This window comes from Achromobacter sp. NCFB-sbj8-Ac1-l (genome assembly GCF_052695805.1).
Genome location: NZ_CP199812.1, coordinates 2586337 through 2601155 on the forward strand (window position 1 = coordinate 2586337; position 14819 = coordinate 2601155).

16 protein-coding genes are annotated in these 14819 nt (G+C 66.7%); 13 read left to right on the plus strand and 3 right to left on the minus strand.

What is annotated here, in order from left to right; genetic code table 11:
- The first annotated feature begins 10 nt into the window (after positions 1–10).
- From lpxD to ACUDP5_RS11945, 9 genes are all read left to right on the plus strand, one after another.
- On the plus strand, positions 11–1105 hold the full coding sequence (gene lpxD, locus ACUDP5_RS11905) for a UDP-3-O-(3-hydroxymyristoyl)glucosamine N-acyltransferase (RefSeq protein WP_263912497.1): 1095 nt from the start codon (positions 11–13) through the stop codon (positions 1103–1105).
- A 71-nt stretch (positions 1106–1176) separates the two neighbouring features.
- A complete protein-coding gene (fabZ, locus tag ACUDP5_RS11910; RefSeq protein ID WP_025138834.1) occupies positions 1177–1632 on the plus strand; it encodes a 3-hydroxyacyl-ACP dehydratase FabZ in 456 nt (151 codons plus the stop codon).
- On the plus strand, positions 1633–2427 hold the full coding sequence (gene lpxA, locus ACUDP5_RS11915; protein ID WP_263912500.1) for an acyl-ACP--UDP-N-acetylglucosamine O-acyltransferase: 795 nt from the start codon (positions 1633–1635) through the stop codon (positions 2425–2427).
- Complete coding sequence (gene lpxB / locus ACUDP5_RS11920) at positions 2424–3620, plus strand: lipid-A-disaccharide synthase (protein ID WP_263912501.1); 1197 nt, start codon at positions 2424–2426, stop codon at positions 3618–3620. The genes lpxA and lpxB overlap by 4 nt, the downstream gene beginning before the upstream one ends.
- Positions 3607–4215 (plus strand): ribonuclease HII, encoded by a 609-nt coding sequence (gene rnhB / locus ACUDP5_RS11925; protein ID WP_263912503.1) that lies wholly within the window; start codon positions 3607–3609, stop codon positions 4213–4215. Before lpxB ends, rnhB begins: the two co-directional genes overlap by 14 nt.
- Positions 4212–5000 carry a TrmH family RNA methyltransferase gene (locus ACUDP5_RS11930; protein WP_263912504.1) on the plus strand — a complete coding sequence of 263 codons (789 nt, stop codon included), beginning with the start codon at positions 4212–4214 and terminating at the stop codon, positions 4998–5000. The genes rnhB and ACUDP5_RS11930 overlap by 4 nt, the downstream gene beginning before the upstream one ends.
- Positions 5001–5121: 121 nt before the next feature.
- A complete protein-coding gene (locus ACUDP5_RS11935; RefSeq protein ID WP_445658829.1) occupies positions 5122–5592 on the plus strand; it encodes a DUF2846 domain-containing protein in 471 nt (156 codons plus the stop codon).
- A gap of 71 nt (positions 5593–5663) precedes the next feature.
- Complete coding sequence (locus ACUDP5_RS11940; RefSeq protein WP_263912507.1) at positions 5664–6077, plus strand: hypothetical protein; 414 nt, start codon at positions 5664–5666, stop codon at positions 6075–6077.
- Positions 6078–6111: 34 nt separating this feature from the next.
- Complete coding sequence (locus ACUDP5_RS11945; protein ID WP_445658830.1) at positions 6112–6591, plus strand: DUF2846 domain-containing protein; 480 nt, start codon at positions 6112–6114, stop codon at positions 6589–6591.
- Positions 6592–6651: 60 nt separating this feature from the next.
- Here ACUDP5_RS11945 and ppsR read toward each other — a convergent pair whose 3' ends face one another.
- Positions 6652–7479, minus strand: coding sequence for a posphoenolpyruvate synthetase regulatory kinase/phosphorylase PpsR (ppsR, locus tag ACUDP5_RS11950; RefSeq protein ID WP_263912509.1), 828 nt, complete (start codon positions 7477–7479; stop codon positions 6652–6654).
- 193 nt (positions 7480–7672) lie between these two features.
- On the opposite strand from ppsR, the gene ppsA reads away from it, so the two are divergent.
- The gene (gene ppsA, locus ACUDP5_RS11955; RefSeq protein ID WP_263912511.1) at positions 7673–10039 is read left to right on the plus strand and encodes a phosphoenolpyruvate synthase; all 2367 of its coding nucleotides are present in this window, start codon (positions 7673–7675) and stop codon (positions 10037–10039) included.
- Between the two features lie 377 nt (positions 10040–10416).
- Complete coding sequence (locus tag ACUDP5_RS11960) at positions 10417–11292, plus strand: LysR family transcriptional regulator (RefSeq protein WP_445658831.1); 876 nt, start codon at positions 10417–10419, stop codon at positions 11290–11292.
- Positions 11293–11380: 88 nt separating this feature from the next.
- Here the strand turns inward: ACUDP5_RS11960 and ACUDP5_RS11965 are convergent, their stop codons facing one another.
- Entirely contained in the window at positions 11381–12223 is an 843-nt protein-coding gene (locus ACUDP5_RS11965; RefSeq protein ID WP_445658832.1) for a bifunctional transcriptional activator/DNA repair enzyme AdaA, read from the minus strand.
- Positions 12224–12345: 122 nt separating this feature from the next.
- Entirely contained in the window at positions 12346–13083 is a 738-nt protein-coding gene (locus ACUDP5_RS11970) for a glutamine amidotransferase (protein WP_263912517.1), read from the minus strand.
- A 167-nt stretch (positions 13084–13250) separates the two neighbouring features.
- On the opposite strand from ACUDP5_RS11970, the gene ACUDP5_RS11975 reads away from it, so the two are divergent.
- A complete protein-coding gene (locus tag ACUDP5_RS11975) occupies positions 13251–13691 on the plus strand; it encodes an NfeD family protein (protein WP_445658833.1) in 441 nt (146 codons plus the stop codon).
- A 180-nt stretch (positions 13692–13871) separates the two neighbouring features.
- Positions 13872–14798, plus strand: a complete 927-nt coding sequence (locus tag ACUDP5_RS11980) for an SPFH domain-containing protein (protein WP_025138819.1) — start codon at positions 13872–13874, stop codon at positions 14796–14798.
- Positions 14799–14819 lie beyond the last annotated feature (21 nt).

A 14819-nucleotide genomic window follows, 5' to 3' on the forward strand; every position in this document is an offset into this window, starting at 1 on the left:
TCTCAGCCGTATGCCGGTTTTACTGGATCTTGCCCGCGCGCCCACGCTCGACACGCTGCTGAGCGCCGCCAATACCCAGGGCATGGACTGGCGCATCAGCGCACCGGCGGGGTCCGCCCCGCTGCGTGTCTGCGGCATCGGCACCCTGGCATCGGCGGGCAGCCAGGAAATCACTTTCCTGGCCAATCCCAAGTACCAGAGCCAGTTGGCCACCACCCAGGCGGGGGCGGTCATCGTCTCGGCCGACGTGGCCGAGGCCCTGGAGGCCGGTGATGCCCGGCCGCCGTTCGTGCTGGTCGTCTGCAAGCATCCCTATCTGCTGTACGCCCGTGTGGCGCAATGGTTCGATGCCGCCCGGCGGCCCGCCTTGCCGGCCGCCACGCACCCTTCCGCCGTGGTCGCGCCTGACGCCACCATCGAAGAAGACGTGCGCATCGGCCCGAACTGTGTCATCGAATCGGGGGCCCGCATCGGGCGCGGTTCGGTGCTGGGTGCGGGATGCGTCATCGGGGTGGGCTCCTCGATCGGGCCCGACAGCCGGTTGCATGCCCATGTCACGCTGTATGAAGGCGTGAAGGTGGGCGCGCGCGCCATCATCCACAGTGGCGCCGTACTGGGTGCCGACGGCTTCGGTTTTGCGCCGGATCCGTCGCTGGGCAAGGGAGCCTGGGGCAAGATTCCGCAGTTGGGCGGCGTATCGGTGGGCGACGATGTCGAAATCGGGGCCAATACCACGATTGACCGCGGCGCCCTCGAAGACACGGTCGTGGCCGACGGCGTCAAGCTGGACAATCAGATCATGGTGGCCCACAACGTGCGCATCGGTGCCCATACGGCCATCGCGGCCTGCGTGGGCGTGGCCGGATCCACCACCATCGGCGAGCGCTGCACCATCGGCGGCGCCTCGATGCTGTCCGGCCACCTGACGCTGGGCGACGACGTGCATATTTCGGGCGGCACCGCGGTGACGTCCAATATTTCCAAGCCTGGCCGCTATACCGGGGTGTACCCGTATGCGGAACATGGCGAATGGCAGCGCAACGCCGCCGTGATACAACAGTTGGCGCAATTGCGCCGCCGTGTGCGGACGCTGGAAAAAGACTAGGGCGCGCGCGTCGCTGCCCTGGCGTGTCCGGCGCCGCTAGATTTATCTCACTCGCAGGAATTCACAGAAAAATGGAACTCGACATCAAGGGGATCATGGAGAGGCTGCCGCATCGTTACCCGATGCTGCTGATTGATCGCGTCGTCGAAATGGTGCCCGGCAAGTCCATCGTCGCCATCAAGAACGTGTCGATCAACGAACCGTTTTTCAACGGCCACTTTCCCCATCATCCGGTGATGCCGGGCGTGCTCATCGTCGAAGCCATGGCGCAGGCCTCGGCGCTGTTTTCGTTCACCGACGAAAACGGCGGCCTGAAGTGCGAAGGCAGCAAGACCGCGTATTACCTCGTCGGTATCGACGGCGCGCGTTTCCGCCGCCCCGTGGTGCCGGGCGACCAGTTGCGCATCGAAGTCGAAGCCGAGCGCCTGAGCCGCAGCATCTGTAAATACCAGGCGCGCGCGACGGTGGACGGGCAGGAAGTGGCCTCGGCCAAGCTCATGTGCGCGATCCGTACTCTGGAAGAGTAAATGGCAGGGAACATCCATCCTACCGCCGTCGTCGACCCGGCGGCGACAATCGACCCCAGCGCGGTCATCGGCGCCTTCTGCGTCGTGGGCCCCAATGTGACGATCGGCGCCGGCACCGAGCTTGGCCCGTATTGCATGGTCGATGGCGTGACCACCATCGGGCGCGACAACCGGTTCTACCGGTACTGCTCGATCGGCGGCATGCCGCAGGACAAGAAGTACAACGGCGAGCCTACCCGCCTGGTCATCGGCGATCGCAACACGGTGCGCGAGTTCGTCACGCTGAACACTGGCACCGTGCAGGACGGCGGCGCCACGACGCTGGGCAACGACAACTGGATCATGGCCTACGTGCACATCGCGCATGACTGCCATGTGGGCAGCCACACGATCCTGGCCAATTCCGTGCAACTGGGCGGCCACGTCCATGTGGGCGATTGGGCCATCGTGGGCGGCCTGACCGGCGTGCACCAGTTCTCGCGCATTGGCGCGCACAGCATGACGGGCGGCAACAGCTCGCTGATGCAGGACACGCCGCCGTTCGTGCTGGCTGCGGGCAACCCGTGCCGGCCGGTGGGCATCAACGTCGAAGGCCTGAAGCGCCGCGGGTTCACGCCGGCTCAGGTGTCGGCGCTGCGCGATGCCTACAAGATCATCTACCGCCGCGGCCTGCCGCTGGATGACGCGCGCGCCGAACTGCGCGCTCGCCAACAGGCAGAACCCGAGGTCGCCGAGCACCTGCAGACGTTGCTGGACTTCCTGGACGTCGCCTCCCGCGGCATCATCCGCCCATGAACATGCGGATCGGCATGGTGGCCGGCGAGCCCTCGGGCGACCTGCTGGCCGGGCGCATCATTGCCGGTCTGCAGGAACGCGACCCCGGCGTGCTTTGCCAGGGCATCGGCGGGCCGCAGATGCAGGCCCGCGATTTCGATGCCTGGCATCCGATGCATGCGCTGACGGTGTTCGGCTATGTGGACGCGCTCAAGCGCCTGCCCAGCCTGCTGCGCACCTATCGCGACGTGCGCGAGCGCTGGCTGGCCGAGCCGCCGGCGGTCTTCGTCGGCATCGATGCGCCGGATTTCAACCTGCGGCTTGAGCACAAGCTGCGCGAGGCCGGTACGCCCACGGTGCATTTCGTCGGCCCGTCCATCTGGGCCTGGCGCTACGACCGCATCCACAAGATCCGCGAATCGGTCTCGCACATGCTGGTGCTGTTTCCGTTCGAGGAAGAGATCTACCGCAAGGAAGGCATCCCGGTGACCTACGTCGGCCATCCGCTGGCTGGCGCAGTGCCCATGCAGCCCGATCGTGCCGCGGCGCGCGCGCGACTGGGCATCGACCAGAATGCCCGCGTGCTGGCGATCCTGCCGGGTAGCCGTTCGTCCGAGATTCGCCTGTTGGCGCCGCGCTTCCTGCAAGCCGCCCAATTGCTGCAAAAACGGGATCCGGCGCTGCAATGCGTAGTGCCCATGGTCAATGACCAGCGCCGCGCCGAATTCCAGGCGATCCTGGCCCAGTATCCGGTGCCGGGCCTGCGCTGCATCACGGCGAACGACCTGCATGGCGAGGGGGGCGAACGCCAGGCCCCCGTGGCCTGGTCCGTCATGGAAGCCAGCACCGCCGTGCTGGTGGCCAGCGGTACCGCCACGCTCGAAACGGCGCTGTACAAGCGCCCCATGGTCATCTCGTACGTGCTCTCGCCCTGGATGCGACGCATCATGGCCTGGAAGTCCGGGCAAGAACGCCCCTATCTGCCCTGGGTGGGCCTGCCCAACGTGCTGCTGCGCGACTTTGCCGTGCCCGAGCTGCTGCAGGACGACGCCACGCCCGAGAAGCTGGCCGAAGCCACCTGGACGGCCCTGACCGACGAGGCCCATACCGCCCGCATCGAGGCACGCTTTACCGCCTTGCATCAAGAGCTGCTGCGCGATACGCCGGCGCTCGCGGCCCAGGCGATCCTGGAGGTGGCCGGTGGAGCAGCCTGACCTGTTCGCCATGCCGGCCCAGCCGGCATTGGTGACGGCCGGCGTGGACGAAGCTGGCCGCGGCCCCTTGGCGGGCGCGGTGTATGCCGCGGCCGTCATCCTGGACCCCGCGCGCCCCATCGACGGCCTGGCCGATTCCAAGGTGCTCAAGGCGGCCACCCGCGAGGCCCTGGCGCTGGAAATCCAGGCGCACGCCTTGGCCTGGTGCGTGGCCAGCGCCAGCGTGGCCGAGATCGACAGCCTGAATATCCTGCGCGCCACCTTGCTGGCGATGCAGCGTGCCGTGCAGGGCCTGGCCACCATGCCCCAGCTGGCGCTGGTGGACGGCAACCAGGCGCCCAAGCTGGGCTGCACGGTCCAGACCGTGATCAAGGGCGACGCCTTGGTGCCGGCCATTTCGGCGGCCTCCATCCTGGCCAAGACCGCGCGCGATGCCGATCTGCTGCGCCTGCATGCGCTGTATCCCCAATACGCGTTCGACCAGCACAAGGGCTACGGCACCGCACTGCACCTGCAGATGCTGCGCGAGCATGGCCCCTGCGCCGAGCACCGCCGCAGCTTCGCGCCCATCAAGGCCTTTGGCGCGACGCCATGAAGCACATCAGTTCCCGCGACAACCCCGCGGTCAAGGCGCTGGTCAAGCTGGCCGGCACCGCCGGCAAGCGCGGCGCGCCCGTGCTGCTCGATGGCGTGCATCTATGCCAGGCGTGGTTGCAGCACCATGGCGCGCCGGATCAGGCCATCTTCGACATCGAACGCCTGTCGCAGCCCGACATCGCCGCGCTGGCCGCTTCGGTGCCGGACGCGCGCTGCCTGGCGCTGGACGCCCGGCTGATGCAGGCGCTGGCCAGCGTCGAAAGCGGGCAGGGCGTGGCATTCGTGGTCACGCCACCCAGTCCTGCGTTGCCGGACACGGTCGACGAGAACTGCGTGCTGTTTGATCGTATCCAGGACCCCGGCAATGTCGGCACGTTGCTGCGCACCAGCGCGGCCGCGGGCATCAAGCGCGTGTTCCTGGCCACGGGCACGGCGGCTGCCTGGTCGCCCAAGGTGCTGCGCAGTGGGCAAGGCGCGCATTTCGCCCTGGCGATTCACGAGCACGTGGACCTGCAGGCGTTGGCTTCGCGCCTGGGCGTGCCGCTGGTCGCCACGGCGCTGGATGGCGCCCAGGACCTGTATGCCGCACGCCTGCCCGAGCGCTGCGCGTGGGTGTTCGGCCACGAAGGGCAGGGCGTGGCGCCGTCGCTGCTGGCGGCCGCCCGGCTCAAGGTGCGCATCCCGCACGACATGGCGGCCGTGGAGTCGCTGAACGTGGGCGCGGCCGCAGCCGTCTGTCTGTTCGAACAGCGGCGCCAGGCGCTTGCCGCGGCCGCACGCTGATTCGGTCCTCTCTTATTTTTCGTTACGCATTACGGGGGCCTGTCCCCGCTTATACTCTTGCGTGCCCGGGACGCGGCGCCGTTATCGACGGCATTGCGCCCGCCAACGAGGAGGAATGCGCATGAAGGGCTGGATCCGATTGACCCTGGCCGTGTCCGCGGCCACGCTGCTGCTGGCAGGTTGCGCGGGGCCGCGCTACGGCGAGATCGCCGCGCAGATTCCCGCCATCGAGACCGGCAATGGCCGCATCTATATCTACCAGCCCGTCCAGGCAACCGGGAGCGGCAACGCCGCCGAGCCCGCGATCCTGGTCGACGGCCGCAAGATCGGTCGCTCCAAGCCGGGACGCTTCTTCTTCGTCGATCGTCCCGCCGGCACGCATACCGTGGCCACCGCTACCGACAAGAAGGCGGGCAGGGCGGCGCTGGACATACCCATGGACGCCGGCCAGACCCGCTATGTGCGCACGGAAGTCGTGGCGGGCACCCAGGTGCTGCACCTGGAGGACGATGCCGACAAGGCTCGGCAGGACATGTCCGGTTTGCGCTATTGGGGCGCCGGTTGGCGCGATCGCGAAAAGCTGCGCTATTGATGCCGGGTTACATCGTTGCGCCAATAAATTGCTCCAATAAGTAAGCCCACATCCTTCGCATCGAGGTACCCATGCTGTCCTCTCCGGTCATGTATCGCCTGTCGTGTCGCGCGCTGGGAGTCGTCCTGTGCATGGTGGCGCTGGGCGGTTGCGGCGGGGGAAAGCCGCAGCGTGTCAGTTTGGTGCCGGTGGATGCTGTCGAGGGGGCTGGCGCCGTCCAGCTGTCGCGCGATGTCGTCGCTTCGCTGCCCGACGGGGCGGCCGTAACGCTGGCGTCGGGGGTGCCGTGGAAGCGTATCGGCGCCATTGTGCAGGGCGATGTGTACCGTGCCTTAGGGGAGGCGTTCACGATCCCGTTGCCGCGGCAGGCCGAGGCCAATCTCGTGGCCTCTTCCGGCAAGCTGGTGGGGTTCTACCTGCCCGGCGACGGCACTTATATCGAATTGCCGCGCCCTGTGGCGCTGCCCATACCGCAGCGGCAATAACTGATCTACACCATGCAGCAGAGGAGAAAAAGCAATGAATCGCGGGATCAATATGCTGGCCGCCGTCGCGGTCGCGGCGGGATTGTTGGCGGGTTGCGGTGGCGCCCGCTATCGGGATGTGGCGGCGAACATGCCCGTGATGGTGCCGGACACCGGCCGGATCTATTTCTACCAGCCCCCGGCGCCGATCAGTGTGGTTGCGAGCCAGCCTTACCTGCGCGTCAATGAGGTGAAGGTCGGGCGTTCCAAGCCGGGCAGCTTCTTCTTCGTGAATCGTCCGGCAGGGACCTACCGTGTGGATACCCTGCGCGACAACGAATCGCTGACGTTCGACCTGGCGCCGGGCCAGACGCGCTACGTGCGGTTGAGTGTCGAGGGCGTGGGGGGCAATTCTTCCAGCATGGGTGCGCAGGCCATGCGCCTGGAGGATTCCGAGACGGTGGCGCAGCAAGAAATGGCGCCACTGCGGTACTGGGGCGCCGACTCGCGCGAGCGCGTCAAGCTGCGTCGCTGATCGCAGCTGGCGGATCCGTCGGCCGGCCCAGGGCGCGCCAATGGCGCGCCCTGGGCATTTTCAGCCCCGGTCCAGGCCGACTTCCTGCAACACCGTGGTCGAGATTTCTTCGATCGACTTGGTGGTGGTGGACAGCCACGAAATGCCTTCGCGACGCATCATGCGTTCGGCTTCGGCGACTTCATAGCGGCATTGCTCCAGCTGCGCGTAGCGGCTGTTCGGGCGGCGTTCGTTGCGCACCTCGGACAGGCGCTCGGGCTGGATCGACAGGCCGAACAGCTTGGAGCGGTGCGGCGCGATGGTCGAGGGCAGGGTGCCCCGCTCGAAGTCATCGGGCGTCAGGGGGAAGTTGGCCGCCTTGATGGCGTACTGCATGGCCAGGTACAGGCTGGTGGGGGTCTTGCCGCAGCGCGAGACGCCCACCAGGATGACGTCGGCCTGGTCCAGCTGGTTCACGAACTGGCCGTCGTCGTGCGCCAGGCTGAAGTTGATGGCGTCGATGCGGTTGCGGTACTTTTCTGAATTGGCCTGCATGTGCGAGCGGCCGATGGAATGGCTGGATTTCAGCCCCAGCGCCTGCTCGATGTGGCTGACGAAGGTGCCGAACAGGTCCAGGAAAATTCCGTTCGCCTGACGAACACGGGCCAGGATGTCGGGGTTGACCAAGGTGCTGAACACGATGGGCGGCACCCCGGCTTCCAGGGCGCTGCGGTCGATGCGTGCGGCGACTTCGGCGGCTTTTTCCAGCGTGTCGACAAACGGCAGCCGCACGGGCTTGAAATTGACTTCCTCGAACTGGGAAAGCACTGACTGGCTGAAGGTTTCCGCAGTGATGCCGGTGCTGTCGGAAACGATGTATACCGTGCGTACGATCGGGGTAGATGTCATGTGTAAAAAATTCCAACCAGGCAGATGGCCGACTGTGCTCGTACGAGTACAATCAGGCCCCTATAAGTCACCCCAAGGGCGGTCCAAGGCCAGTTTGGTCAGCGCAGTCGGATCGGCGATTTCCGGGCAGTTGCCGGGCGCCGAATCTGCATTGACCAAACTCGCTTTCATTCCATTGTAAAAGGTGACTTCAATGTCGTATGTTGTTTTGTTCGAGCAGCTCCGCATGACGGACGTGGACTCGGTAGGAGGCAAGAACGCATCACTAGGCGAAATGATCAGCCAGCTGTCTGGCGCGGGTGTCCGCGTGCCGGGCGGCTTTGCCACGACCGCTGATGCTTTCCGCGACTTCCTCAAGGCCTCGGGCCTGGATAAGCGCATCGCCGAACGCCTGACCACGCTGAACCCCGAAGACGTCCGCGAACTGGCCAACGCCGGCTCGCAGATTCGTCAATGGATCATCGAGGCGCCGTTCTCGTCGGAATTCGAATCGCAGATCCGCGACGCCTTCGCCAAGCTCGACGCTGACGGCAAGGGCTCGTTCGCCGTGCGCTCGTCCGCCACCGCCGAAGACCTGCCCGACGCCTCGTTCGCCGGCCAGCAGGAAACCTTCCTGAACGTCGTCGGCATCGATGACGTGCTGGACAAGATCCGCCACGTGTTCGCCTCGCTCTACAACGACCGCGCCATTTCGTATCGCGTGCACAAGGGCTACGCCCACGCCGATGTGGCCCTGTCGGCCGGCATCCAGCGCATGGTGCGTTCCGACAAGGGCAGCGCCGGCGTGATGTTCACCATCGACACCGAATCGGGCTTCCAGGACGTGGTGTTCATCACCTCGTCGTACGGCCTGGGCGAAACCGTGGTGCAGGGCGCCGTCAACCCCGACGAGTTCTACGTCTTCAAGCCCACGCTGGCCCAAGGCCACTTCCCCATCGTCGGCCGCCGCATCGGTTCGAAGCTGATCAAGATGGAATTCGACCCCGAGCGTCCGGAAGGCCGTGCCGTGCGCACGGTGGACGTGCCCGTGTCCGAGCGCAACCGCTATTCGCTGACCGACGACGAGGTCAATGAATTGGCCCGCTACGCCGTCATCATCGAAAAGCACTACGGCCGCCCGATGGACATCGAGTGGGGCCGCGACGGCGTCGACGGCAAGATCTACATTCTGCAGGCGCGCCCCGAAACGGTGAAGTCGCAGCAGGGCGCCAACGACGTGCAGCAGCGCTACCGCCTGAAGGCCACCGGCCAGGTCCTGATCACCGGCCGTGCGATCGGCCAGAAGATCGGCGCGGGCCCGGTGCGCGTGGTCGGCGACATCTCCGACATGGACAAGGTGCAGCCCGGCGACGTGCTGGTCACCGACATGACCGACCCCAACTGGGAACCCGTCATGAAGCGCGCCTCGGCGATCGTGACCAACCGCGGCGGCCGTACCTGCCACGCGGCCATCATCGCGCGTGAACTCGGCATTCCGGCCGTGGTGGGTTGCGGCAACGCCACCGACCTGCTCAAGGAAGGCCAGGCCGTGACCGTGTCGTGCGCCGAAGGCGACGAAGGCCGCATCTATGACGGCCTGATCGAGACCGAAGTCGAGGAAGTGCGCCGCGGCGACATGCCCGCCATCGATCTGAAGATCATGATGAACGTGGGCAACCCCCAGCTGGCGTTCGACTTTGCCCAGATCCCCAACGGGGGTGTGGGCCTGGCTCGCCTGGAATTCATCATCAACAACAACATCGGCATCCACCCCAAGGCGGTGCTGGACTACCCGAACGTGGATGGCGAACTGAAGAAGGCCGTGGAATCGGCTGCTCGCGGCCATGCCAGCCCGCGCGCGTTCTTCGTCGAGAAGATGGCCGAAGGCGTGGCCACCATCGCGGCCGCGTTCTACCCGAAGCCGGTCATCGTGCGCATGTCGGACTTCAAGTCCAACGAGTACCGCAAGCTGGTGGGCGGTTCGCGCTACGAGCCCGAGGAAGAGAACCCCATGCTGGGCTTCCGCGGCGCGTCGCGCTACATCGCCGAAGACTTCGCCGAGTGCTTCCGCATGGAATGCGAAGCCCTCAAGAAGGTGCGCGATGACATGGGCCTGACCAACGTCGAGATCATGGTGCCCTTCGTGCGCACGCTGGGTCAGGCTGAGAAGGTCGTGAACCTGCTGGCCAAGCACGGCCTGGCGCGTGGCGAAAACGGCCTGAAGCTGATCATGATGTGCGAAGTGCCGTCCAACGCCATCCTGGCCGACGAGTTCCTGCAGTATTTCGACGGTTTCTCGATCGGCTCGAACGACATGACCCAGCTGACGCTGGGCCTGGACCGCGATTCCGGCATGGAACTGCTGGCCGCCGACTTCGACGAACGCGACGAGGCCGTGAAGTTCATGCTGCGCCGTGCGATCAAGGCTTGCCTGGCCGCCAACAAGTACGTGGGTATCTGCGGCCAAGGCCCCAGCGACCACCCGGACTTCGCGCAATGGCTCAAGGACGAGGGCATCCTGTCGATGTCGCTCAACCCCGACACCGTTGTCGATACGTGGCAGCGCCTGGCCAAGCAGTAATCGCCAGTCGATCTTCAAAACCCGCGCCGTTTTCGGCGCGGGTTTTTTTATGGCTGTTCGCGTCTGTTCCAGGAGGTGCGTTTACGGCGGTTCCAAGGATCGGGGAGGGTCGATCCGGGGGCCGGTTTCAGGCCCCGCTGGGCGGGACCCTGAAGCGTTCGATGATGCGTTTCTCGGCGCGTGCCAGCCTGGCGCGCGCAGCGCTCGCCCAGCGTCGCAGGCGCCCGGCGGGACGGTCTGGCGGCAAGTCCGTGGCGGTCTGTTCGGCCGGGGCGCGTTGGGGGGAAAGCGGGGTGTCGTTGTGCATGGCCGGATGTTCGGCGATGGGTTAGCATCCGTAAAGTTGACTTTATTGACCTGATTGGTCAGAAAAACTGATGCGTAATCTCAACCTGGACCAGATCCAGACCCTGGTGGCCATTGCGGACCTGGGCACGTTCGCCGCGGCTGCGCAAGCCTTGCACCTGGCCCCGCCCACCATCAGCCTGCACGTGAAAGAGCTGGAGGCGCGCATGCAGGTCGCGTTGGTCGCGCGCGGTCGCCGGCAGGCCGAATTGACGCCCGCGGGCCTGGCGCTGGTGCAGGCGGGGCGCAAGCTGCTGTCGGCCAGCGATGACCTGATCGACCTGGTGCGCCGCTGCGCGGCAGGCGGGGGCGGCGTGGTGAGGGTCGGCGTGTCCGCTGGCGTGGGGATGCGGCGGCTGCCGCTGATGCTCGATGCGCTGGGCCGCCGCAATCCCGGGGTGGAACTGAAGCTGGAAGCGGTGGGGTCTGCCGAGGCGATGCTGCGCTTGCAGGCCGATACGCTGGATATCGGCATCGTCGCCAGCCCCCAGCCGGCCGCGGCGCGGGTGACGCTGGCGCCCTGGCGCAGCGACCCCATGGTGGCGCTGATGCCGCCAGACTGGGATGCGCCGGAGACGGTCACGCCCGAGTGGCTCTCGACCAGGCGCTGGGCGTCCTTTGCGCCGGGCACGCAGATGCACGGCTTGATCGCATCATGGTTTGGCCAGGCCGGCTTGAATCCGCGGCCCTACCTGGCGCTGAGCTACCCCGAGGCCTTGAAGCGGCTGGCCGCGGCGAACCAGAGCGTGGCGATCCTGCCGCTGGAAGAGGTGGGCGACGAGCCGGATCGGGTTCGCCCGCTGTCGCCGCCGCTCATGCGGCCGATGGCGCTGGCGTATCGCAATGCACCGGCCCCCGGTGATGCGGTGGGCGCGGTGCTGGATGTGCTGGCGGCGTTTGCGGCGTAGGGGCCAGGCACTGAGCTGGCAGGAATCAAGCAAGGGCCTGGCCTGTCCGGGACCTGGCTGCCGGGAAGCGGGCCGCCAGCAACCCGCCCTAGGCCGCCAGCGCTTCGCGTTCGATCAGTTCGCGCTTGCGCTCGATGCCCCAGCGGTAGCCCGCCAGTGAGCCGTCGGTGCGCACGACACGGTGGCAGGGGATGGCCAGCGCGATGTTGTTGGTGGCGCAGGCGCGGGCGACGGCACGCACGGCGCGGGGCGCACCGATGCGCTCGGCGATGTCCGTGTAGGTGGCGGTGGCGCCCACGGGGATGTCGCGCAGGGCTTCCCAGACGCGGCGCTGGAAGGCAGTGCCACGCACGTCCAGCGGCAGGTGCAGGCCGACGGACGGGTTTTCGACAAAGCCGACCACTGCCGCCATCCATTGTTCGAATTCGCGGTCGGCGCCGATCAACCGGGCGGCCTTGAAGCGGTCCTGCAGGTTGCGCACCAGTTGTTCGGGGTCGTCGTGCAGGGCAATTTCGCAGATGCCGGTGTCGCTGGCAGCCACCAGCAACGCGCCCAGCGAGCACTGGCCGACCGCGAAGCGGATCTCGACGCCGGCGCCGTCGTTGCGAAAGGCCGTGGGGGTCATGCCCAGGATGGCGGGCGCGGCCTCGTAGAAGCGGCCGCTGGAATTGAAACCGGCGCCGTACATGGCGTCGGTGACGCTGGCGCCTTGCCGCAATTGCTGGCGCGCGCGGTCGGCGCGCAGCGCGTTGGCGTAGGCCTTGGGGGTGATGCCCGTGGCCGCCTTGAAGATGCGATGGAAATGGAAGCGGCTCATGCCGGCCTGTTCGGCCAGCGTGTTCAGGTCGGGCGGCTGCTCGGCTTCGAGCGCGCGGCAGGCGCGTTCGACGGCGGCGGCGTGCTGTTTGCTCAAGGGGGCGGCTTGGGTCATGAGGGGGCTCCTGGGCGCGGGAATTGACGCGCTTTTGGGTATGTTCTCAAAGGCCGCCCCGTGCCGCACTCCGGTTGTTGCGGGCCGGACGGCGGCATTGCGCGCTGCCCGGCACCGGGGCCTCAGGCGGGTGCGTAGGCGTCCAGGAAACGGCGCACCAGTTCGCCGGACACGGGCGTGGCCCGCACGTTGGCGGACAGGCCCGGCACGTCGAGGTTTTCGGCGGCATAGCGGCGGCCGAAGCGTTCGAGGTGGGCGCGCACGAAGTCGGGACCGAATTCGGGATGGAACTGGGTCGAGAAGATATTGCGGCCGATGCGGATCATCTGGTGTTCGTCCAGATCGGAGCGGGCCAGCACGGCAGAGCCGGGCGGCGGCTGCAGCACGGTCTGGGCATGCAGCATCTGGGCGGGGAACGTGGGGGGCAGGCCGGCCAGCAGCTTGTCGCCGGCGGCGGCGGGCAGCAGTTCGACGGTCTGGGTGCCGACTTCGCGGCCGGCGGGGTTGTAGCCGACCTTGCCGCCCAACGCGTGCGCCAGCAACTGGTGGCCGTAGCAGATGCCGAACATGGGCAGGCCGGCCGCAGCGGCTTCGCGCAGCCAGGCAGCGGTGTCTTCGCTCCAGGGTTCCAGGTCGGTGACCATGGCGGGCGAACCGGTGATGAGGGCGGCGCGGTATTGACCGGGGGCGCCAGGGCGTTCGCCATTGTGGACGGCGACGATGTCGAGCGCGTCGGGGGCCAGGCCGGAGGCTCGGGCGAGTTGTTCGGCATAGCCGCCGAACTGGCTTTTGAGCGTGTCGTCCGGGTCGCCCGTGTGCAGGATGAGGACGGGGCGGACTGAGGGTATTGCAGCGGTCATGGAGGCTTATGCGTTGAAGATGCCGGGCGCCGGATCGGGCCGGATGGCGAACGCCAGCACACATCATAATCCAGGCAATTGTCCGCAATGGGGCCGGATGCCCCCCGTTGCGTCCTGGAAATCCGTACAATCCGCTGAACGACTCATCCTTTCAGGCGAATTCAACTATGTGGATATGGCTGGGACTGGCCGCGCTGGCCCTCATCGGGGAACTGGCGACGGGAACGTTCTACTTGCTGCTGGTGGCGCTGGGACTGGCCGCCGGCGGCGTCGCGGCGTGGCTGCTGGCGGGCCTGGAATGGCAACTGGTGGCTTGCGGCGTGGTGCTGCTGCTGGGCCTCTTGCTGCTGCGCAAGACGCGTGTGCTGAAAAAGCGCGAGGTCAATGCCGCCCGCAACGCGGACGTCAACCTGGACATCGGCCAGACCGTCAAGGTCGAAGCCTGGGCCGCCGACGGCTCGGCGCGAGTCTGGTACCGCGGCGCGCACTGGCAGGCGCAACTGGCCGAGGGGCAACCGGCCCACGCCGGCGAACACACCATTACCGAAATGCGCGGCACATGCCTGGTCCTGACGCCCAAGGGCGACCTGGCCGGCGCCGCGCGCTGACAAGGAACCCTCAAGAAGGCATTCCCCTCAAAGGAGGCCCCTCGCGGCAAGTACACCTTGCGGCGCGGGCGGCCTCCATGCAAGACCCAGGCCCGCCCCAGGCGGAGCCGGCAGCAGCAGGCGCCCTGGCTATCGCGGGCAGGAGCGCCACCGCATTCACCCCAGAAGAGGCTCTACATCATGATCGATACTTCCACTATCGTCCTGCTCGTCATCGTCGCGCTGGCGATCCTGATCGTCATCAGGGCGATCGCCATCGTTCCCCAGCAGCATGCCTGGGTGGTCGAACGACTGGGCAAGTTCGACCGCGTCCTGTCGCCGGGCGCCGGCTTCGTGATTCCGTTCATCGAACGCGTGTCCTACAAGCATTCGCTCAAGGAAATCCCGCTGGACGTGCCGAGCCAGGTCTGCATCACGCGCGACAACACCCAGCTGCAGGTGGACGGCGTGCTGTACTTCCAGGTGACCGACCCGATGCGCGCCTCGTACGGCTCGTCGAACTACATCTCGGCCATCACGCAGCTGGCGCAGACCACGCTGCGCTCGGTCATCGGCAAGATGGAACTGGACCGCACCTTCGAAGAGCGCGATTCCATCAACAGCAACATCGTCTCGTCGCTGGACGAGGCCGCGCTGAACTGGGGCGTGAAGGTGCTGCGTTATGAAATCAAGGACTTGACCCCGCCCAATGAGATCCTGCGTTCGATGCAGGCGCAGATCACCGCCGAACGTGAAAAGCGCGCGCTGATCGCGGCGTCCGAAGGCCGTCGCCAAGAGCAGATCAACATCGCCACCGGCGAACGCGAAGCCGCCATTGCCCGCTCGGAAGGCGAGAAGCAGGCCCAGATCAACCAGGCCCAGGGCGAAGCGGCCGCCGTGCTCGCGATTGCGGAAGCCACCGCCAAGGCCATCACGCAGGTCGCCGACGCGGTGCGCCAGCCGGGCGGCATGGAAGCGGTGAACCTGAAGGTGGCCGAGCGCTACGTCGAAGCCTTCGGCAACGTGGCCAAGGAAGGCAATACGCTGATCCTGCCGGCCAACCTGGCGGATGTCGGCGGCATGATCGCGTCCGCCATGACCATCGTGAAATCCACCCGCAACACCTGACCCGCGCGCCGTCTGGCGCAC

What these genes read in the sequence shown, in the direction of transcription:
- lpxD (WP_263912497.1), top strand. Translation starts at nt 11, where the DNA reads ATGCCGGTTTTACTGGATCTTGCCCGCGCGCCCACGCTCGACACGCTG.
- fabZ (WP_025138834.1), top strand. Translation starts at nt 1,177, where the DNA reads ATGGAACTCGACATCAAGGGGATCATGGAGAGGCTGCCGCATCGTTAC.
- lpxA (WP_263912500.1), top strand. Translation starts at nt 1,633, where the DNA reads ATGGCAGGGAACATCCATCCTACCGCCGTCGTCGACCCGGCGGCGACA.
- lpxB (WP_263912501.1), top strand. Translation starts at nt 2,424, where the DNA reads ATGAACATGCGGATCGGCATGGTGGCCGGCGAGCCCTCGGGCGACCTG.
- ACUDP5_RS11930 (WP_263912504.1), top strand. Translation starts at nt 4,212, where the DNA reads ATGAAGCACATCAGTTCCCGCGACAACCCCGCGGTCAAGGCGCTGGTC.
- ACUDP5_RS11935 (WP_445658829.1), top strand. Translation starts at nt 5,122, where the DNA reads ATGAAGGGCTGGATCCGATTGACCCTGGCCGTGTCCGCGGCCACGCTG.
- ACUDP5_RS11940 (WP_263912507.1), top strand. Translation starts at nt 5,664, where the DNA reads ATGCTGTCCTCTCCGGTCATGTATCGCCTGTCGTGTCGCGCGCTGGGA.
- ACUDP5_RS11945 (WP_445658830.1), top strand. Translation starts at nt 6,112, where the DNA reads ATGAATCGCGGGATCAATATGCTGGCCGCCGTCGCGGTCGCGGCGGGA.
- ppsR (WP_263912509.1), bottom strand. Translation starts at nt 7,479, where the DNA reads ATGACATCTACCCCGATCGTACGCACGGTATACATCGTTTCCGACAGC.
- ppsA (WP_263912511.1), top strand. Translation starts at nt 7,673, where the DNA reads ATGTCGTATGTTGTTTTGTTCGAGCAGCTCCGCATGACGGACGTGGAC.
- ACUDP5_RS11960 (WP_445658831.1), top strand. Translation starts at nt 10,417, where the DNA reads ATGCGTAATCTCAACCTGGACCAGATCCAGACCCTGGTGGCCATTGCG.
- ACUDP5_RS11965 (WP_445658832.1), bottom strand. Translation starts at nt 12,223, where the DNA reads ATGACCCAAGCCGCCCCCTTGAGCAAACAGCACGCCGCCGCCGTCGAA.
- ACUDP5_RS11970 (WP_263912517.1), bottom strand. Translation starts at nt 13,083, where the DNA reads ATGACCGCTGCAATACCCTCAGTCCGCCCCGTCCTCATCCTGCACACG.
- ACUDP5_RS11975 (WP_445658833.1), top strand. Translation starts at nt 13,251, where the DNA reads ATGTGGATATGGCTGGGACTGGCCGCGCTGGCCCTCATCGGGGAACTG.
- ACUDP5_RS11980 (WP_025138819.1), top strand. Translation starts at nt 13,872, where the DNA reads ATGATCGATACTTCCACTATCGTCCTGCTCGTCATCGTCGCGCTGGCG.